Source organism: Luteibacter sp. 1214 (assembly GCF_031455395.1).
Classification (GTDB): domain Bacteria; phylum Pseudomonadota; class Gammaproteobacteria; order Xanthomonadales; family Rhodanobacteraceae; genus Luteibacter; species Luteibacter mycovicinus.
The window spans coordinates 39,137-59,015 of the sequence record NZ_JAVDSQ010000013.1; the positions used below are offsets into that span (position 1 = coordinate 39,137).

Here is a 19,879-nt window from a genome sequence, read left to right on the forward strand (position 1 = left end):
CGGTGGCGGGCGGGCGGTGGCAGGCGGACGGCCGCAGGTGAGCAAGTGGTCGCTTTCGGCTCGGTATACCTCACCGATCAGAGGTGACGTCGGTTGCCGTTCCTGGAGCGCTTCCGCACGAAGGCGAAGGCCGTAGGAGGACTTAGCGACAGGAATGGCAGCCGGCGGCGCCCTCCCTCAGTGCGAACGCTTCGAAGCGAACCGCGATGGCGAAGCCGAGCCATCCCGAGAAAGACAAACAAAAAGGGCGACGGATCACTCCGCCGCCCTTTTCCTTTTTCACGTACTCAACTTACCAACCAATCCCCAGATCCAGATGCTCCGGCTGGGTCTCGATCAGCGTCGAGCTCTGATCCGACACATCGTCATACGCAAAACCGTACGCCTTGCCGTTCACCCCATGCAGGTGCCAGAAGCGCGCGTAGTAGTTCGCCGGCGACTGCAGGTAGAACGCGCCGGCGTCCTTCCACTCGCTGTTGTCTTCCATCACGTGACGGTTGAACGCCGCACAGATCTGCGCCTCAAGCTGGCCTTCCACCCCCCACGGATCGTTCGATCGCGCCAGCGTGCCCTTACCTTCGAGCACATCCTGCGTGGTCGGCTTCTGCACGTTGAAGAGCATGCCCTGCGGCTCGTCCGGCTCGTGCGTGTCCGCCCAGTTCGTGTGTCTGAACACCAGCACGCCATCGACCACGGAACCTTCGAACTGCTTGGCACCGATGCTCATCTGCAGCACGTGGGACTGGTAGTACGTCCACGACTGGTCGATGTAATCGTCGAAGTAATGCTCCTGCGGCTTGCCCACATCGAACGCCGCCTTGCCCGGGGCCAGGATCCGGATCGGATCGGCATCGGCGATCTGGAACTCCGCCGGCACCTCCTGGTTGTACTCGGCGAAGATCTGCGCACGTGTCTGCGTGATACCCGAGTTCACGTGACGGGTCTTGTTACCGCCATACACATCGAGCGACAGCGGGATGGAGAACTGATCCACCTGCGTCGTGTTGATGAAGATGGCATCGTCGTTCCAGGTGAACTCATACCAGTCGTAGTACACGTCGATGTTCGGGTCCGTCGCGTTAAGCGGGTTGGGACCGGCGAAACCGATGGTGTTATCGGCCGCCTTGAGCACCTTGATGTACATCGGCTCGCCGACCGAGACGAAGATACGCCCCGAACTCAGCTTCGGCAGCTTGAGCAGTTTCGACTGCGCGAGCGTGAAGAAGTAGTTCGGATAGTTCTGTCCGTTCTTGGTCAGGTGACCCGTAGCATCGTTGTCCTCCACGGCGAGCGGCACAGTCGTGCCGTCCGGCTTCACCCATGAGAACACGTTGGTGGTCGGGTCGCGGCCGATGACGGCGACGAACACCTTGTCGTCGGGCCACTTGCCGTTGGTCGCGTTGCGCAGCTGCGTGCCGATGAAGCCCGGGTACACGTCGTAGTCGAAGCCCGTCGACGGATCGTTCGTGCCGGTGCCCGGATTGGACGGATCGGTCGGCGTCGTGCCTGCATCCGCACCGTACACCTCGAACTCCCACAGCGAGTAGCCGTACTGCGTGGAACGCGTCTGGCCGTGCATGCGCACGTATCGGGCCGAGACGGCCGGGAAGGTCAGCGTTTCGACCCCACCCGTGCTGCCGGCCTTCGCGTACGCGGTGCTCCAGGACTGGCCATCCATCGACACCTCGATCAGGTACTTGATGGCATGCGCGTTCTCCCAGTTCAGTACCACCTTGTTCACCGACTTCACCGAGCCGAGGTCGACGCGGATCCATTGGTCGTCCGTGAAGCCCGAGGACCAGCGCGTACCGGCGTCACCGTCGTTGACGTTGGCTGCCTTGAATGCCACGGCGTTCTCGGTGTCCGATGCCAGCACTGGTCGATTCAGTGCCAGGTTGCCACTGGCCGGTGCCGGGTCCTGCGAGGCGACCGGCTGCTGCACCGTCAGCGTCGCCGCGCTGCTGGTGACGCTGCGGCCCGACGCATCGGTGACGACCACATCGTAGCTACCCGCATCCGCGGTCGTCGCGGTGAAGCCGAAGGTCGCCGATGTGGCGCCGGCCACCGAGGCGGCGTTACGTCGCCACTGATAGCTGACCGCGCTACTCGCCTTGACGCTGACGCCGAAGCTCGCCGCCTGCCCCGCCGTCACGCTCTGCGACTGCGGCTGGGTGATGAACGACGGCGGAGGCGCGGCGGCATACACCTCGAACTCGAACATCGAGACACCGTAGCCGGTGTTGCGCTTCAGGCTGTTCATGCGCACGTACTGCGCCGTCTGCACCGGGAACGTTTGCGTGTCGACGCCACCCTTGCCCACAACCGGACCCACGATGGTGTTCCACGACTTGCCGTCGCTGGAAACATCGATGGTGTACTGCGCCGACGACGCGTTCTCCCAACGCATGATCACGTGGTCGAAGCTCTTCACCGACCCCAGGTTGACCACCAGGTCGACCGGATCCACCTGCTGCACCGAACCCCAGCGCGTATCGAAGTCCCCATCGATCGCGGCGGACGGACTCAGGTCCGGACGCTCCGTACCGAGGGACGACGACGCGGACGCACCGGCGGAAGCGAGCGCGATGTTCACGCCCCCCTTGCCGTCACCCGGCTGACCTGGGCTGGCCGGATTGCCACCGCCGTTGTCGTTGCCGCCACCCGGCTGCGTCACCGGACCGGCCCATGCCGGCGGATCGAAGCCGGCCGTCGAATTATCGACGGTCAGCACGACGTTGTTGCTTGCCGCGGTGATGCCCTGCGCGCTGACGACATTGACGCGATACACCGTGCCATTCTGCGCGGCCGTGAGGGCACGCGTGGCATAGGTACCGTCGGCCGTGCTCGAGACGAACGTGAGCACGTCCTGGTCGTTGGCGTCCCTGGCCACCGTGTACCAGTCGTAGCTGAGCGGACCCACGCCCGTCGCCGTCACGGCGAAGTGCGCGGAACGACCGACACCGGCCTTCTGGGCGCCCGGCTGAGCCGTAATCGTCGGCGCGACCACCTTCGTACCCTTGACGCAGAGCACATGACCCGGATTGTTCTCGGCCACTTCGCGGCGGATATCGCCCAGCGAACTCACCTGGAAGGCGAACGTCGCGTCGGTCGGGTCCTTGCCATCGGTCCACGTATTCCATGCGCCCGGGAACGCGGCGCTGGAGTAATGCTGGCCGCTGATGGCCAGCGCTTCGTCGACGGTCGGCAGACGCATCCCATCCTGCGCACAGGTCTGGATCGCGACGGATTGCGTGAACTGCGCACCCTGGTCGGCGAAGCCACGCTGCACGCGATCCCACTGCAGGCTACTGAGGTTGTCCGTCACCAGCGTCGAGCCCGTCGCGGACGTGTAGCGATCCGTGATGGCGCAGCAACCGGGCGAGTTGTACACCTCGAACTCGTAGAGCGAGTAACCGTAGTCCGTGGCACGCTTGACGCCCTGCATGCGGACATAGCGACCCTTCACCGGGTGGTCGAAGGTGAAGTCCTCGGTGCCACCGTTGCTCGTATCGGTGTGATACGCGTCCTGGAAGCCGCCGTCGGGGCTGTCGGAGTACTGGATCTTGTACTCGCTGGCGTGCGCGTTTTCCCACTTCAGCACGACGCGGTTGAAGGTCCGTGACGAGCCGAGATCGACAGTGATGTTCGCGTTGTCGTCGCCGACCTTTGAACCCCAGCGGGTGGTCTCGTCGCCATCCACCGCCTGCCATGCGGCGGTGCCGTTGACGTTCTCCACTTCCGTGGACGAGGTCGCCTTCTCGCGGGCGAGATTCGCGCCCGGCGGTGCCAGTGTGAGCTTCGCCGAGGCGGTCGCGACCACGCCGGTGATGTTGGTCACCGACACGGTATACGTGCCGACATCGCTCTGCTGCACGGAGGGCAACGTGAGCGTGGGCAGATCGTCGCCCACCGCGACGCCACCGACCGACCACTTGTAGTGGAACGGCGAGGTGCCCGCTACGAGCGTGGACGCGTCGAACGTCGCCGGCTGACCCGGGTTGGCACGCACATCGGCCAGCGCACCGGTAAACACCGGCGGACGCGCGGCATTCACCGTGAGGTGAGCGGGCACCGACGACGCATTGCTGCCGAAGTTCCTGATGACGACAGCGTAGTTCACGTTGTTGTCGGCCACGGTCAGGCTCGGCGTGACATAGCTCGGGCCATTCGCACCCGGGATCTCCGCCGCGCCTTTCATCCACTGGTAGCTGAGCGTGGGCGAACCCGACGCGACCACCTGGAAGTGCGCCTGCTGGCCCTCGTCGACGTTCTGCGCGATGGGCTGCGTCGTGATGGTCACCGGACTGAAGGCAAACACCTTCAGCAGCGCGGGGGCCGACTCCTGATCCGGGCCCTGTCCGTGCACGACCACCGTATAGCTGCTGCCGTCATCCGCACGCGTCGACGCCGGTGTCACATAGCTCGCGCTGGTGGCGCCCGCGATGGCGACGCCGTTCTTCTTCCAGGTGAACGTGAGCGGCGGCGTGCCGGACGCGGTCACGGAGAAGTGACCCACATCGCCCTCGGTCACGTCCTGCCCGATGGGCTGCGCGATGATCGACGGCGGACCCGAAGCATTCGGAGCCGCGGGAACGTCGACGATATTGAACGTCGCCGTGCCTGCCGTGAGGCCGGCCGCCGTGGCGGTGACCGTGACCTGGCCGGCGGTGAACTTCGAGCGCAGGGCGATCTTCTGCAGGCCACCTTCGAACTGCAGCTCCGGCGAACCCGGTGAGTGATAGCTGTGAATCGGCTCGGGGATGCCGCCATTGTTGTCCGGCACTTCACCGGCGCTGTAATCCACGTACTGCTGCGTACCGCCCTGATAGGTCACGATGGACGCGCCGCCGGTGACTTCGAAGGTCACCTTCTGCGCCGCCGTCGGTACGACGACGCCGTTCTTGTCGACGACCTTCGCCACGATGAACGCGGCGTCGGAGCCGTTGGCGGTGACCTGGAAGCGCGAGCCATCGGGCTTGACCACGTTCGGCACGACGTCGAGCTCGATGTGATCGGCGGTGCCTGCCGTGGTCAGCGTATCCTGCACGGACTGACCATTGGCATCGGTGCGCACGTTGCCCAGTGCGTCGAGGCACTGTGCGGTGGCGGTACCCGACTGCCACGTGAGGTTCCAGTGCACCTGGCCGGGCAGCTTCGTGGTGGCCTGCGCCTTGTCGGCACCGACCATCTTGCCGGTTTCTTCGTCGACCGGGCCGTTCTCGAGCGCGTAAGACGCTTCGTCGATGGTGTCCCAGGTATTGGGCACCTGATCGCTGACCTGCGGCACGCCATTCACCAGCAGGCGCACCTTCGGGCAGTTACTGAATGCATTCACCTGGATATTGCCGGAGCGATTCCAGTGATTGGCCAGCTTGACCACCGGCCGCAGTTCGTACGGTACCCACACCGATTCGTAGATGTAGTACAGCATGCGCGGAAAGCGGTTCGCATCGGTCATCGATGCGTTGTTGCCGCGCACGTTGTGGCGGAAGCCCTTGATCGGCTTGCCGTCGGCGTGCGTCGCGATACTGCCGTCCGGGTTGCGCTGGTAGGTCCAGTGCGTCGCGTCCTCGAGACCTTCGACCATCTCGATGACTTCGCCCGGCGTATCCGACATGTACCACTGCGCCATGCCGAACGTACCGACCTTGCGCGCCTGCGAATACGGCACGAGGTAGTTGAGCGCGAAGGCCAGCTCGTAGTCGTACGAATGACGCAGCGTACCCGGACCCCAGTATTCCGCGCCCCAGGCCGGTTTGTTCGGGAATTCGTTCGAATGCAGGTAGGTTTCGCAACCGGCCTTCGAGCAGCTGAGGATGTCGCCATTGGCGGCATCGGGCGTGCGGTCCGCCGCGGCGCGCGGTGCGATGCTGTCCCACGTGCGTGCCAGCGCGCGAAGTTCCACCGCGAACGGTGTCGACATCACGCCATTGTCGTGTTCCCACGCGAGGATCGACGGGTGGCTGCGATCGCGGATCACGATGTCACGATGGACCTCGCGCTTGATCGTCCACATGTCGTTACACGCCCGGTCGCCGGTCGCGCAGGGCGTGGCGAAGCCGTTCTCGCCGTCGCCGCTGGGCTGCACGATGAATACGCCCAGCGCATCCGCCGCCTCGACGAATTCGGGACTGGACGGCGAGTGACCCGGGCGCCACAGGTTGCCGCCACCGGCGGCCAGCTGCTGCAGATCGCGCCATTGCTGTTCTTCCGGCACGGACGAGCCGAGCGCGGGGTAGTCGTAGCGGCCGGAGCCGCCCCACATGTATTGCTTCTTGCCGTTGATGTACGGGAAGTCCTTGTCCCAGGTGATCACGCGAATGCCGAGCGTGCTCTGCTTCGCATCGACCACGACGCCGTCGATACTGACCGTGTGCAGCACCTTGTACAGGTACGGCTTGCCGTCCAGGCTGTTGTTCGGAAACCACAGGTGCGGGTTGCTCACCTGCAATGTTTCGTCGAAAACGGGCGTCTGGTCGCTGGGCACGTAGTTGGCCGGCAGCGACTTCTGCTGCTGGTCCGACGTCACGACGTTGCCGTCGGCGTCGACGATCTGGGTCGTCAGCGTGACCGTCTTCGCGGCGGCGGTTTCGTTCGCGACGTTGGTCTGCACGCGTACGACGGCCGAGGTGTGGTCGGCACTCAGGCTCTGCGTACCGACGTAGGTACCCCAGGTGTTCTGACCCGCGTAGACGTTTTCCGGGATGTGCACGAAGTTGGTGACGTGCAGCTTTACCGGGCGGAACAGGCCCGCTTCGGCCTGGCCAAAACGGAAGGAACCGGAGAAACCCGGGTCCTCGAAGAAACCGCCGCCGCTGCGGCTGACCTTGACGGCCAGCACGTCGGTGCCGTCGAATTTGAGGAAAGGCGTCAGGTCGACGATGTGCGGCACGAAGCCGATGACGTGGGTCGCCTGCGCGTCCTTCTGGCCTGGCTGGTTGAGCACGCCGGTGCCGGGAACGAAATGGCCGTTGATGTAGACACGGTCACCCGTGTGCGCACCTTCGAACTCGACCATGACCTTCTTGCCGGCGAACTTCGCCGAGTCGTCGAGCCTGACGCGATACCAGCTGGTCTCGCCGTCCAGGCTGCCCTGGCCACCGCCGGACTCCTGGTTGATGAAGGTGGTGAAGTCGTTGGCCGCGTGCGGGATGCCGACGGTCAGCCACGCGCTGTCGTTGTAGTTGACCAGGGCGCCGTCGTCGCCGTTGGGCAGCGGCGCGTAGGTCACCGGATCATTGGGGTTGGTGATGGCCTGCTTGGTGTATTTCCAGGGCCGGGCACCGAGATTGATGTCCTGCCGGTCCGAGGGCGCGAGCGTGACGGCTTGCGCCGTCGCGGTCACGCCCAGGAGCGCGATGACGAGCAAGGCGGACAGCCTCGCCAGCCTCGGCGTACCGTGGGGTGATGTGGGTTGTCGCTTCATGGACGAGGGGTCCCCTGTATGTGCCACGTGTGAGGTGAGCCGCGTGATCGACAGCACATTCCCAGGCGCGCACGAACGCCTGCGCCAGCGCATGTCGCGCCGGCGGTCTTCGTTCGTTTCGCGGTGAGTGGAGGCGGACCCGCCTTGCCCCGGGCTTTAGCCATCCATACGCTGTCAGCGCGGATCTTCCGCTTGCTGAATGTCACTCACAATACTAGAGGGTGCTCGAAGCACGACTTTTCGCAGAGTGAGTTCGCATTCCGTGACGGGCGTCCGGTTTGCCCGGCAGAGGATAGCTTCGATCAAGACCGGAACGCATGTTGCATGCGTTCCTTGGTGACATACCTCTTGCGAGGTATGTCACGAAAACGTTCCACGTCAACGTATTGGCGGTCAGGCCGCGGTGCCGCCGACGGTCATGCCATCGACACGCAACGTCGGCTGGCCAACACCGACGGGCACGCTCTGCCCGTCCTTGCCGCACACGCCCACGCCTTCGTCGAGCGCGAGGTCGTTGCCGATCATCGAGACGCGCGTGAGCACCTCGGGGCCGGAGCCCACCAGGGTGGCACCCTTGACCGGACGCGTGACCTTGCCGTCTTCGATGAGGTAGGCCTCGCTCGCCGAGAAGACGAACTTGCCGTTGGTGATGTCGACCTGACCGCCGCCGAAGTTCACGGCGTAGAGGCCACGCTTGACCGACCGGATGATCTCCTCCGGCTCACGGTTACCGGCGAGCATGTAGGTGTTGGTCATGCGCGGCATCGGCAGCTGCGCGAAGGACTCGCGACGACCGTTACCGGTGGACCTGACGCCCATCAGCCGCGCGTTGAGCTTGTCCTGCATGTAACCCTTGAGAATGCCGTTCTCGATCAGCGTGGTGCATTCGGTCGGCGTGCCTTCGTCGTCGATGCTCAGCGAGCCACGGCGACCCGGCAGCGTGCCGTCATCGACGATGGTCACTCCGTCGGCCGCGACACGCTGGCCGATGCGACCGGTGAAGGCGGAACTGCCCTTGCGGTTGAAGTCACCTTCGAGACCATGGCCGATGGCCTCGTGGAGCAGCACGCCCGGCCAGCCCGGGCCAAGCACGACGGTCATGTTGCCGGCCGGCGCATCCACCGCTTCGAGATTGACCAGCGCCTGGCGCACCGCTTCCTCGGCGAAGGCGTGGGCGCGACCGTTCTCGATCAGTTCGCCATAGCCGTAACGACCGCCGCCACCGGAATGACCCTGCTCGCGGCGGCCGTTCTGCTCGGCGATGACCTGGACGTTGAGACGCACGAGCGGACGCACGTCGGCGGCCAGCGTGCCGTCCGAGCCGGCGATGAGGATCGTGTCGAGCGTGGCCGCCAGGCTGACGATGACCTGCCTGACGCGCGGATCGCGCGAACGCGCATAGGCATCGACCTCGCGCAGGAGCGCGATCTTGGCTTCGTTGGGCAGGCTCTCGACCGGGTCGATGGCCGGATACAGCCCGCGCCCGGTCGCGATGGCCAGCGGTTTGCCGGCACCCGCTCCGCCCTGCGCAATCGCGCGCGCGGCACGGGAGGCTTCGAGCAGCTGCGGAAGCACGATTTCGTCCGAATAGGAGAAACCGGTCTTCTCACCGGAGATGGCGCGCACGCCCACACCCTGCTCGATCGAGTGGCTGCCATCCTTGACGATGCCTTCCTCCAGCACCCACGACTCGCTGCGGGAATGCTGGAAATACAAATCCGCCGCGTCGATCGACGGCCCCATCAGCTGGGAAAAGACGCGATCGAGGTCGGTGGAAGCCAGGCCGCCGGGGGTGAGCAGGCGCCGTTCGGCAAGGGAAATCAGGGAATCCATCAGGTTCGCCGGTAGAGATGGGGAACCCCACAGGTGGGGTCGGATGGGGTCAGCTTAAACCCTGGTCCCTCCTGCGTCACCGGCGGCGGACGGCCCAGGCAACCCCCAGGCCGGCCGGGTGCTAGGATTCGTCCAGACTCACCGGAACGGAGCCTCCATGAGCAGGGGAAAGAAGCGGGCCATCGCCCGTCGTGTCGCGACGGCGCCTGTCCGTCGTGCGGAAGCGGTCGTCGACGAAACACGCGACCTGCTGAACAAAAGCGGTCACCTCGACCCCCGCAAGGCCATGGTCAGCACGGCGATCGCGCTGTCGCTCGGCTTCCTCTGCCTGTTGGCCGTCATTGCCTTTCATTTCCCCCAGTACCTGACCACGCCCGATCTGCGGCACAAGTATTCGGTGGATGTCCTGCGTCAGGCACTGCTGGGTGCGCTGCTGATCGCCGGCGGCCTGTCGCTGGCGAACGTCATCCTCGGCCGCCGCCGCAACCTCAATATCGCCGCGTTCGCCATGGTACTCGCCGCCGTCGCGCTCGGCGGGTCGCGCGTGCCGGTAGGCGCATTTCCCGACCACACGCCCTACATCGGCCTCGACTGGTTCATCCTCGACCTGCTCGGCTCGACGGTGTTGTTCGTCGTGATCGAAAAACTGTTTCCGCTTTACCGTGGCCAGTCGGTGTTTCGCTTCGAGTGGCAGACCGACATGAAGCACTTCGCCGTGAATCACTTTGCGGTGGGCCTCGCGCTGCTCGTGGTGAACTTCCTGATCCACCACGCGTTCACCTGGCTGGTGAACAGCGACTTCCAGCGTATGGTCGCGAGCATCCATTTCGTGCCACAGCTGTTGTTGTGCATTCTCGTCGCCGACCTGGCGCAGTATGCAACGCACCGTGCGTATCACGAGGTGCCTTTCCTCTGGCGCTTCCATTCCGTACACCACAGCGTGAAGACGATGGACTGGCTGGCGGGTTCACGCCAGCACATGCTGGAACTGCTGTTCACCCGCGTCTGCGTGCTGGCTCCGCTTTACGTGCTGGGTTTCAGCGAAGCGGTAACCAACGCGTACATTCTGGTGGTCGGCTTCCAGGCGGTGTTCAACCACGCCAACGTGCATCTGCCGTGGGGTCCCTTGAAGTACGTCCTCGTGACACCTGATTTCCATCACTGGCATCACGCGTCGGACGACGAAGCGATCGACAAGAACTATGCGGCGCATTACGCCTTCATCGACTATGCGTTCGGTACCGCCGTCAAGTCGACGAAGCAGTTTCCGGAGAAATACGGCGTGGTGGGTGACTACATGCCGGATGGGTTCGTGAGGCAGCAGCTGTTTCCGTTCAGCAAAACGAAGACCTGAAGCGCGTCCGGATCCGGCATGCTTTTCGCGCGCAGGGCGCGCTCCTACAACGGCTTGGTGGCCGTGGAGGGCTCGCCCTTCTCGATCGGGGTGAACACGGGTTTATCCCAGCTGCCCGTGACGTGGTATCGCTTGCGCGCCGCCTGGTTCAGACCGCGGCCCAGGATGCCCTGAACGGCGAGACCCGCCGCGGCGCCGACGGGACCGCCGGCCAGCGCACCGACGACCGGCAGGCTGTTGCCGAGGTGCGGCACCACCAGCACCTCCTGATCGTAATCACGAGCCTTCAGGCCCGCCCGGCCGGTGATGGTGATCTCCGCGGCGGGGCCGCGAATCTTGAGGTTGCTGGTGCTCGCGTCACTGTTGGCGAAGCGGAAGTCGCCGGTGATCGAATCGAACGCGAAACCCTTGCCGAGCACGTCACCGAAATCCAGCGCCATGCGACGCGGCAGATCGGTCACGGATACCAGTCCGAACAGACGACCGACGCCGGGCTGCACTTCGAGGATCCGGCCCTTGGCCACGTCGACCTTCAGCGTGCCGTCCATGTTCGCCAGCGCAAGCGCGGAAGGGCCACCGGGCCACGTCGCGTCGAGCCGTGCCGACGTGCGCCCGCCCTGCAGGATGCCTGCGAAACCGAGCGCGTCGAACATGCGCGCCACGTCCTCGGAGGCGAAGTCCATCGCCAGATGCGTCCTGCTGCGCTTTTCGTCACCGTTCCAGTCACCCGACGCGGTGATCTGTACGTTCTTCGACTGCGCACGCAGCTGGTCGATGTGCATGCCTTCGTCCGTCGGCCAGGTTTCCAGCCGGGCTTCGCCGAGCTTCGCCTTACCCAGACGCATATCGCTGACCTGCAGATGCATCGGTGGCAGGCTGGACGGAGCGACACCCGCCTCGTTCGCATCGGCCGGCTTCCTGGCGGCAGCGGCATTGTCTTTGGCTTCTTCGGCCCTGGCCGCCGTGGAGGCGACCGTAGCGGCCGCACCCGCGGCGGCCTTGCCCTTCTTCGCGGCGTCCGCGGCATCGTCGGCCGATGGCCACCAGATGCGATCCATCCGTGCCGTGATGCCACGGCGCCGCATTTCTTCATTAGGTACGGTCATCTGGCCGGCGAGGGCCTCACTCTCGACTTTGAGCGCCAGCGCCTGCGGACCGGGATTGGCGACGATATGCATGTCGGCGAAATGCTGGCCGAAAACCTCGGCGTCGTCGGTCACCAGGTCGAGCGAACTCAGTCCCGGCCCTGTCCCGCCCGTCGACAGGCCCACGACGTACTGCACCCATCCGGATACGTCGAGCTTCGCGGCATGTCCACCGATGAGGTAACCCTGTGCAGGCAGGGCGGCGGGCACGCTGGTGCCGAGATTGAAGGCGGCGGCGATGGGAACCTTGTCGGTGGGCAGACGCAGGCGCCCGCGCACGACATCGCCGATGGCGACATCGAGACGCGCACCGTCGACCGGCAGACCGACGCGCACCGATAGCGGCTGGGGCACGCTGGCGGCTTTCTTCACCGGCGTCGGCATCAGCAGCTCGACGCCGCGCAGGTCGGAGTCGACCGTCAGGGTCTGCGCGGTGGCATCCCCCTCCCCTGTCTTGCTGAGGTCGAAACCGACCCGGAACGTGCCGCGGCCCCTGGCGATGTCCGCCAGCCATTTGAGGTTTTCGTACTGACCTACCAGTTCGTCCATCGTGAACGCGCCCGTGACCGTCGCGTCGACGATCTTCGCCGGATCACCGGTGCCGCCCGCGATGGCGAGGTCCAGATTCGCGGGCTGGCCGCGGAACAGCGTCTTCAGACCCTGCGCCGTGAACCCCTTACCGTCGAAGCTCATGGGGCCGGTGATCTTATCCAGGCGCAGCTTCCACGCGTCGGCGACGAGATCCGCATCCTTGATGGTCGCCCTGCCGTCGAGGGTAAAGTCCTTCGTGTCCTTCAGCGGCAACAGCAGGTTGAATCCGAATTCACCGGTGCCACCGAGCTTCATCTTGTCCAGCGTTTCGCGGCTGCTGGTGCCGACCGGACTGTTCTTCACGAAATCGAGGTAGCTGCCACCTGTCCCGGCGCCGCTCAGCTTCAGATCGAGCACGCCCTCACCGAAGTCGGCGATCACCGCCGATGCCGCGCTGATGGCATTGCCGAGCGAATGGCCTTCCGAGGCGTCGATCGACATGCCGTTGTCGACAAAGCTCGCGACGGCGGAAATGCCTTCGGCACGTGGCCAGCCCGTGCCGTAGTCGAGCACGGTATCGTCGATGACGGCGCGACCTTCGAATCGCCCCTCGTGATTCCTGAACGGAAACTCGCGCAGGTTGCCCCGAATGAGGGCCGAGCCGCTTTCGATACGCCCGGAAACGATCGCGCGGTTGAGCCAGTTCTGCGAGCCTTCCGACATCGAGTGAATCGGCCAGAACAGCTTCGCCGCGGCCACGTCGCCTTCGCCCAGCGCGACGTACATATCCATGAAAGGCCCCGTGTCGGCGGCGGGCAGAACGAATTCCCCCCGCGCCTGACCGCCGAAGCCTTCGCCGCGAAAATCGAGCGGATCGAGACCGATGTGCCAGTCGCCCTCGTCCTTGTACACGGCGATGTCGCCGCCCAGTGACTTCATGACGAAGGGCTTGCGGAAGATGCCGGTGGCGTCGATCGTCGTCGTCTGCGTCGGCAGGCTGAGCGACATCGCCTCGGCGTCGCCAAGCACTTCGCCCTTGAGCGATGCGATGCCGGGCAGCGTGCCGCTCGCGTCGATGCCCAGGCCGGAGAAGCCGGCACGGACGAATTCGATACCGTCGATGGAATTCCAGTCGGCACGCAGGTCGTCGAAGCGACCGCGCGGGTGCCCTTCGCCAAGCCATCGGGCGAGCGAGGGAGACATCTGCGGAAGGATGCCCGCCCACGGCAACAGCGGCGCGAGGTCGACACGGCGCCCCGCCAGGGTGCCATCCGTCCGGTCGCCGACCGTGTTCAGCAGCAGCGCGAGATCGCCACCGTCACGCCCCGCCCAGTCCACGCGCTGACCGTTGGCCGTGCGATGCAGGCTGACGATACCGTGCAGGCCTGCCGTGGTCACCGTGCGCGCAGGGCCACGTACCGCGAGACCATCGAGATCGATACGCGACGTCATGCGCACGACCCTGGCGTCGCGCCAGTCCAGCCATGTCTCGATATTTCCTTTGCCGCCGGCGAGTGCGTAGCCACCGGCCTCGAAGTCGCCGGTGAGCGCGGCAAAATCCACGTCCGCGCCCTTCACGTACACCCGGCCATGCGAACCGTCGGCGGCGAACCGCCCCGCGGCCGTGAGCACCGTGCTGACGTTTTCACGGCGCAGGGTGCCGCCGATGCGCAACGCGTTGTCCTCGAGACTGACACGCAGCTGATCGGCGATCAGCCCGTAGTGTCGTCTCGTGGTCTCGTCGTTTATGTCGAGGCGCAGGTTGCTGAGCCACAGGTCCGCTGAAAGGTTGTCCAGCGAGACCTTCTGCGTGCCGCCGCCGGTGGCGAAACCGTCGATGCTCCAGCGACCGTCGGGCGCACGGCGCAGCCCCAGTCGCAGATCGCGGAGCCGCAGGTTGATCAGATGACGCGACGGAAGGATGAAGGCGCCGAAATCGAGTTTGACCGCCGCCTGGGGCAGACGCAGCGGCTCACCGCCATCGGTGGGCGACACCGTCACATCGCGCATCACGAACAACGGGCCGGAAGGTCGCCAGAACCCTTCCAGGGACGCGAAGTGAACCGGCCTGTGCAAGGCGTCGCTCAGCATCGCTGCGACACGATCGGGATACCGCGCCGCCAGCGGCAGCAGCAGCTGGCCAAGCGCCATGATCAGCGCGAGCACGACCAGCACGCTCGCGACCAGACCCAGAAGGAAGAACCGCAGGCGTCTCAGGCGATGGCGCCAGCCGGCACTCACCGGCCGACGTTCCGGCGACGATCGCCGGGCTTAAAGAAGAACGACATCGAACTGTTCCTGCGAATAGTGTTCTTCCGCCTGGAAGCGGATGCTCTTGGCGATGAATTCCTCGAGCTCGGCCACCGCCGCCGATTCTTCTTCGAGAATGCGGCCGACGACTTTCGGGCTGGCCATGACGAGCAGCTTCTGCGCATTGAACTGGCGCACGGCGCGGGTGATCTCGCGAAAAATCTCGTAGATCACGGTCTCGGCCGTTTTCAGCGTACCGCGGCCGCTGCATGCGGGGCATGGTTCGCACAGCTGCCGCTCCAGGCTTTCCGTGGTGCGCTTGCGGGTCATCTCGACCAGACCCAGCGCCGACATCGGATAGACCGTGGTCTTGGCGTGGTCTTTGACCAGGCCCTTTTCGAGCATGCGCAGCACCTGCCGCTTGTGCTCGTCGTCGATCATGTCGATGAAGTCGATGATGATGATGCCGCCGAGATTGCGCAGGCGCAGCTGGCGCGAGGCCGCCTGCGCCGCCTCGAGATTGGTGCGGTACACCGTTTCCTCGAGGTTGCGGCTGCCGAGGTAGCCGCCCGTATTGACGTCGATGGTGGTCATCGCTTCGGTCTGGTCGACGATCAGGTAACCGCCGGATTTCAGCGGGACTTCCTTGCGCAGCGCGCGCTGGATCTCGTCCTCCACGCCGTAGAGATCGAAGATGGGACGCTCGCCCGCGTAGTGCTCGATGCGGTCGGACAGCACCGGCATGAACTTGGCCACGAATTTGACGGTTTTCTCGTAGGTTTCGCGTGAATCGACGCGTACCTTCTCGATGCCGTCGTTGAGCGAATCGCGCAGTGAACGCAGCGGCAGCGAGAGTTCCTCGTAGACGCGCTCGCCGACCTTCGCCTTCTGAATGTTCTCCTGCACGACGCGCCAGACCTTGCTGAGGTAGGTCACGTCGAACGCCAGCGATTCTTCCGACTGGCCTTCCGCATTCGTCCGCACGATGTAACCGAGGTGGTTCTCGCCGATCAGTGGAAGGATGATGTCCTTCAGCCGCTGGCGCTCGGCTTCTTCCTCGATGCGCACGGACACGCCCAGCGTGCGTGAATGGGGCAGCAGTACCAGGTAACGCGACGGGATGGAGAGATGCGTGGACAGCCGCGCGCCCTTGCTGCCGATCGGATCCTTGACCACCTGAACGACGATTTCCTGGCCTTCGTGCACCAGTTCGCTGATCGGCGGCACCGGACCGTGTCCGTTGGACTTGCCTTCGGTGGCATCGGTCGGCGGCAGCGACGGACGGACGATGTCGGAAGCATGCAGGAACGCCGCGCGCTCCAGTCCGATCTCGACGAACACCGCCTGCATGCCGGGCATGACGCGCTGCACCCGGCCCTTGTAGACGTTGCCCACATAGCCGCGCTTGGTCGCACGTTCGACGTGGACTTCCTGCAACATGCCGTTTTCGACAACGGCCACGCGCGTCTCACGCGGCGTGACATTAATCAGGATTTCCTCGCTCACCGCGCGCCCTTTTCCTTGAGTCATCGTGCTTTATAGCCCGCGCGTCCCGCGCCTGTCACGGTCCGCGAAGCAGTCGGGACGTTTCGAACAAAGGCAAGCCCATGACGCCCGTGTAGCTTCCGGAAAGATGTTCCAAGAAAGCGGCGGCACGTCCCTGGATGGCATACGCGCCGGCTTTGCCGAAGCACTCGCCCGTATCGATGTAGGACGCGATATCGGCCTCCGGGAGCGCCGCGAAGCGCACCGTCGATACCGACACCACCCGACGCTCGCCGACAGCCTCTACGAGCCACACGGCGGACACCACACGGTGCTCGATACCCGAAAGCCGCCTCAGCATGTCGGCCGCGTCGGCCGCATCGCGGGGCTTGCCGAAGACGTCGTCACCGAGCACCACTTCGGTGTCGGCGCCCAGGACACGGGCGCCCGCCTCCGCGGCCACCCGCGCGAAACCGGCACGGGCCTTGTCCAGCGCGACGCGGGAGACGTAATCGTCGGGCGATTCGCCGGACTGACGGATTTCTTCGACATCGACGTCGAGGGTGCGGTGGGATTCGCCGATCTGCGCGAGAAGTTCCCGACGGCGCGGGGATTGCGAAGCCAGGTACAGCACGGCGATTCCTTCAGGCCCGGTGGTAAGGGTGACCGGCCACGAGCGTGGTCGCGCGGTAGAGCTGCTCCGCGAGCACGAGGCGGACGAGCATGTGCGGCAGCGTCAGCGGGCCGAGCGACCAGCGCTGGTCGGCCCGTGCCAGCACATCGGGCGCGTGGCCGTCGGGACCGCCGATCAGGAAGGCCAGATCGCGACCGCCCATGCGCCATTGTTCGAGCTGCCGGGCGAGGTCTTCGCTGGACCACGTCCTGCCCCGGCCATCGAGTGCGACGACGTGGATGTCGCGCGGCAGTGCCGCGAGGATCGCCGCGCCTTCGTCGAGCGTGGCACGCACGTCATCGCGGCCCTTGCCACGCGTGCCGGGTTTGATCTCGGTCAGATCGAGGGGCAGCTCGTGGGAGAGCCGCTTGCGGTATTCGGCGAAGCCCTCCGCCACCCAGGCCGGCATGCGCTCGCCGACGGCGATGAGGCGGGCCCGCACGACCGACTCAGGCGTGGTGCGAGGCTTCGTAGCCGTCGTCGCCGACGGTCCACAGGCGCTCGAGGCCGTAGAACTCGCGGATACGCGGCATCATGACGTGGACGATGATGTCGCCCAGGTCGACGAGGACCCACTCGGCCTCGGTCTGGCCTTCGACGCCCAGCGGCATGACGCCCGCTTCCTTGGCGAACTTGATGACTTCGTCGGCGATCGACTTGACGTGACGGGCCGAGGTGCCCGACGCGATGAACAGGATGTCGGCGATGGAGGTCTTGCCACGGACGTCGATTTCGCGGACGTCCTTGGCCTTGAGGTCTTCCAGGGCCGCGACCACGCGCTGGCGGAGGTGCTCGTTGCTGACGGTGGACTTGGCCTTACGGGATGCGGACGAACTCAAGATGCGAAAACCTCGTACGGCGGAATGCCGGCGCTGGGGCGGAGTATACCTCCGCCGGGCACGGGGCGCGTCAAATGCCTTGGCAGCTAAAGCAGCGCCGGCGGGGCCCAGCTGGCGGGCGATCAGCGCCCGAGGGCACGGTAAGGTGCCAGCAACGCGTCTTCGGCAAAACACTCCGACGGCATCAGAAAGCGCGGTTCGTTCCCCCCCGCGAACGACTCCCGGATCGCCGTCGCGGCGATATCCAGCGGCGTGATGGCGATATCGAGCACCCGTCCCGCGGGCCCATGCGGCCGCGGAGCGCGGCGATCGGCGATAAACGCCGAGAGTTCGGCCGACGGCTCATGCGTGACGCCCGGCCGGTTGAGCACCCCGACATGCGCCAGCGTGAACAACTCACGCCAGAGGTGCCACGACGCCAGACCGGCGAAGGCGTCGGCGCCGACAAGCAACACCAGCGGACGATCCGGGCCGATCTCCGCGCGCAGCGACGCCAGGGTGTCCACGCTGTACGAGGGACCGTCCCGGTCGAGTTCGCGGGTGTCGATGCGCAGCCGGTCCTGACCGGAAAGGGCCGCGCGCAACAGCGCCACGCGGCCGGCCGCATCGGCCACCGGCGGCGGACGGTGCGGCGGCGTGCGGGCCGGCACGAGACGAACCTCGGCATCCAGGGCCTCGGCGGCCTCCCAGGCGGCACGCAGGTGACCGTTATGGATCGGGTCGAACGTGCCGCCGAGAATGGCGAGCGGTCGCGCCTCGCTCATGCGAACGCCACCGCGGCGCGCGGCTCGGCGATGGCCGCGATGAGCCGCTCGGCCTCGAGCCAGGGATTGCCCTGCTCGCGACCCTTGGCCATGCGGTCGATCCGCGCGGCACGGGCAAGGCAGGCCATCCAGTGCTCGCGCGGCGCACGACGCAGCGCCTTGCGGAACAGTTGTTCGCGCGCGGGCCACAGGCGCTCGACCTTGGCCTGCGCCGCGAAATCGCGGGCATTGGCCAGACGCAGCGCCAGCTGCAGCTGATTGACGATCCAGCCCATAAGGGCGATCAGCTCGTCGCCCTCGGCATGCAGGCCGGCGAGAATGCGCAGTGCGCGCCCTCCCTCGCCCGCGAACGCCGAATCGGTGAGCTTGAAGGCATCGAAACGAGCGCTGTCCGCGACCAGGCTTTCCAGCGCGGCGGCGTCGAGACGCTGATCGCCGGCGAGGACGACCAGCTTGTCGATCTCCTGGGCGGCGGCGAGGAGATTCCCCTCGACACGTTCGGCAAGCAGCGCGACGGCGTCAGGACTGGCCTTGACCCCGCGCGAGGCAAGACGATGGCCCACCCATTGCACCCATTCGTTCGGCCGGGGCGCATTGAAGACCACCTGGATGCCCGCCTGGTCCACGTTTTTGGTCCAGACCGCCTCGTGCTTGGTGCTCCACTCGGTAGCCGTGATGAGCAGGGTCGTATCCGGCGGCGGATGGCCCGCGAATTCGCTGATCGCCGCACTGCCGTCCTTGCCCGCGCGGCCGCCGGCCAGACGCAGGTCGAGCAGACGCTGCGTAGCGAACAGGGACAGACCCGCGGACGAGCGGGCCAGATCGTCCCAGTCGAAGCGGCTGTCCGCTTCCAGCACTTCGCGCTCGCTGTAGCCCAGCCTGCGCGCCATCGCGCGCACGGCATCGGCCGCCTCGAGGACGAGAAGCTCTTCGCCGGCGAGCAGGTAGACCGGGGCCATCCGGTCGCCTGCAAGATGTTTCTGCCACTGGGCCGGGTTGAACGGCACGTCGCTACCCGGTCAGTTCGACGATGCGGGCGCGGCCGGCGCACCCGCGGCTGCCGCCGCCGGATGCACGGTGGCCGCTTCGAGCCGGAACAGGATGGCCTGGACCATGTCGCCGATCAGGCTGCGCTGCAGTTCTTCGGTCTGGCTGGCGGTGCCGATCGTATTGGTGGCGTCATAGCTGAATTCACGGGACATATCGACACCCTGCGGCGCGATGATCACCGTGCCGTCGCCCGCCTTCGCATTGAAGTCGACGTGGTAACGGACAGCGTATTCCGTGACACGCGCGGTGCCGCTGACGGTGAGCGAATCCGTGCGGAAGTTGTTCGACGTGATCGCCAGCTCGGCCGCGTCGACCGCCGCATGGTCGACTACGGTGACGTCGGCGTTCGACAGGGCGCGGGACAGTTCGCGCTCGAGTCGGCCGCCACCGGCCACCGTCAGGTGGATCTTCTGCATGCCGGGCGGCAGCGCCGCGGACTGTCGCAGGTGGAAACCGCAGGCACTGAGCGGTCCCACGATGGCGACAAGGGCGGCGACACGAAGCAAGCGAAGCGGGTTCGGGCTCATGA

At 65.7% G+C, this 19,879-nt stretch carries 11 protein-coding genes; 1 reads left to right on the forward strand and 10 read right to left on the reverse strand.

What is annotated here, in order from left to right; all coding sequences use genetic code 11:
* Positions 1 to 292: 292 nt before the first annotated feature.
* Both J2X57_RS19365 and tldD read right to left on the reverse strand, forming a co-directional pair.
* Positions 293 to 7,426: a beta-1,3-glucanase family protein gene (locus J2X57_RS19365; protein WP_309869520.1), complete on the reverse strand. Its 7,134-nt coding sequence runs from the start codon at positions 7,424 to 7,426 to the stop codon at positions 293 to 295.
* 393 nt (positions 7,427 to 7,819) lie between these two features.
* Entirely contained in the window at positions 7,820 to 9,262 is a 1,443-nt protein-coding gene (gene tldD, locus J2X57_RS19370; RefSeq protein WP_176167742.1) for a metalloprotease TldD, read from the reverse strand.
* Positions 9,263 to 9,416: 154 nt separating this feature from the next.
* Here tldD and J2X57_RS19375 point away from each other — a divergent pair, with 154 nt between their 5' ends.
* Complete coding sequence (locus J2X57_RS19375) at positions 9,417 to 10,613, forward strand: sterol desaturase family protein (RefSeq protein ID WP_079520758.1); 1,197 nt, start codon at positions 9,417 to 9,419, stop codon at positions 10,611 to 10,613.
* A 44-nt stretch (positions 10,614 to 10,657) separates the two neighbouring features.
* Here J2X57_RS19375 and J2X57_RS19380 read toward each other — a convergent pair whose 3' ends face one another.
* The 8 genes from J2X57_RS19380 to lptE all read right to left on the reverse strand — a co-directional run bounded on the left by J2X57_RS19380 (position 10,658) and on the right by lptE (position 19,877).
* On the reverse strand, positions 10,658 to 14,530 hold the full coding sequence (locus J2X57_RS19380; protein WP_309869525.1) for a YhdP family protein: 3,873 nt from the start codon (positions 14,528 to 14,530) through the stop codon (positions 10,658 to 10,660).
* Positions 14,531 to 14,560: 30 nt separating this feature from the next.
* Positions 14,561 to 16,045 carry a ribonuclease G gene (gene rng / locus J2X57_RS19385; RefSeq protein WP_036115267.1) on the reverse strand — a complete coding sequence of 495 codons (1,485 nt, stop codon included), beginning with the start codon at positions 16,043 to 16,045 and terminating at the stop codon, positions 14,561 to 14,563.
* Positions 16,046 to 16,100: 55 nt separating this feature from the next.
* Complete coding sequence (locus tag J2X57_RS19390; RefSeq protein ID WP_309869528.1) at positions 16,101 to 16,658, reverse strand: Maf family protein; 558 nt, start codon at positions 16,656 to 16,658, stop codon at positions 16,101 to 16,103.
* 10 nt (positions 16,659 to 16,668) lie between these two features.
* The gene (gene rlmH, locus J2X57_RS19395) at positions 16,669 to 17,139 is read right to left on the reverse strand and encodes a 23S rRNA (pseudouridine(1915)-N(3))-methyltransferase RlmH (protein ID WP_036115269.1); all 471 of its coding nucleotides are present in this window, start codon (positions 17,137 to 17,139) and stop codon (positions 16,669 to 16,671) included.
* 7 nt (positions 17,140 to 17,146) lie between these two features.
* Positions 17,147 to 17,536 (reverse strand): ribosome silencing factor, encoded by a 390-nt coding sequence (gene rsfS / locus J2X57_RS19400; protein ID WP_036115271.1) that lies wholly within the window; start codon positions 17,534 to 17,536, stop codon positions 17,147 to 17,149.
* Between the two features lie 122 nt (positions 17,537 to 17,658).
* Positions 17,659 to 18,300 (reverse strand): nicotinate-nucleotide adenylyltransferase, encoded by a 642-nt coding sequence (gene nadD / locus J2X57_RS19405; RefSeq protein WP_043692708.1) that lies wholly within the window; start codon positions 18,298 to 18,300, stop codon positions 17,659 to 17,661.
* Complete coding sequence (holA, locus tag J2X57_RS19410) at positions 18,297 to 19,307, reverse strand: DNA polymerase III subunit delta (RefSeq protein ID WP_036115275.1); 1,011 nt, start codon at positions 19,305 to 19,307, stop codon at positions 18,297 to 18,299. The genes nadD and holA overlap by 4 nt, the downstream gene beginning before the upstream one ends.
* Before the next feature lie 12 nt (positions 19,308 to 19,319).
* Positions 19,320 to 19,877 (reverse strand): LPS assembly lipoprotein LptE, encoded by a 558-nt coding sequence (gene lptE, locus J2X57_RS19415; protein ID WP_036115282.1) that lies wholly within the window; start codon positions 19,875 to 19,877, stop codon positions 19,320 to 19,322.
* Between the last annotated feature and the right edge of the window lie 2 nt (positions 19,878 to 19,879).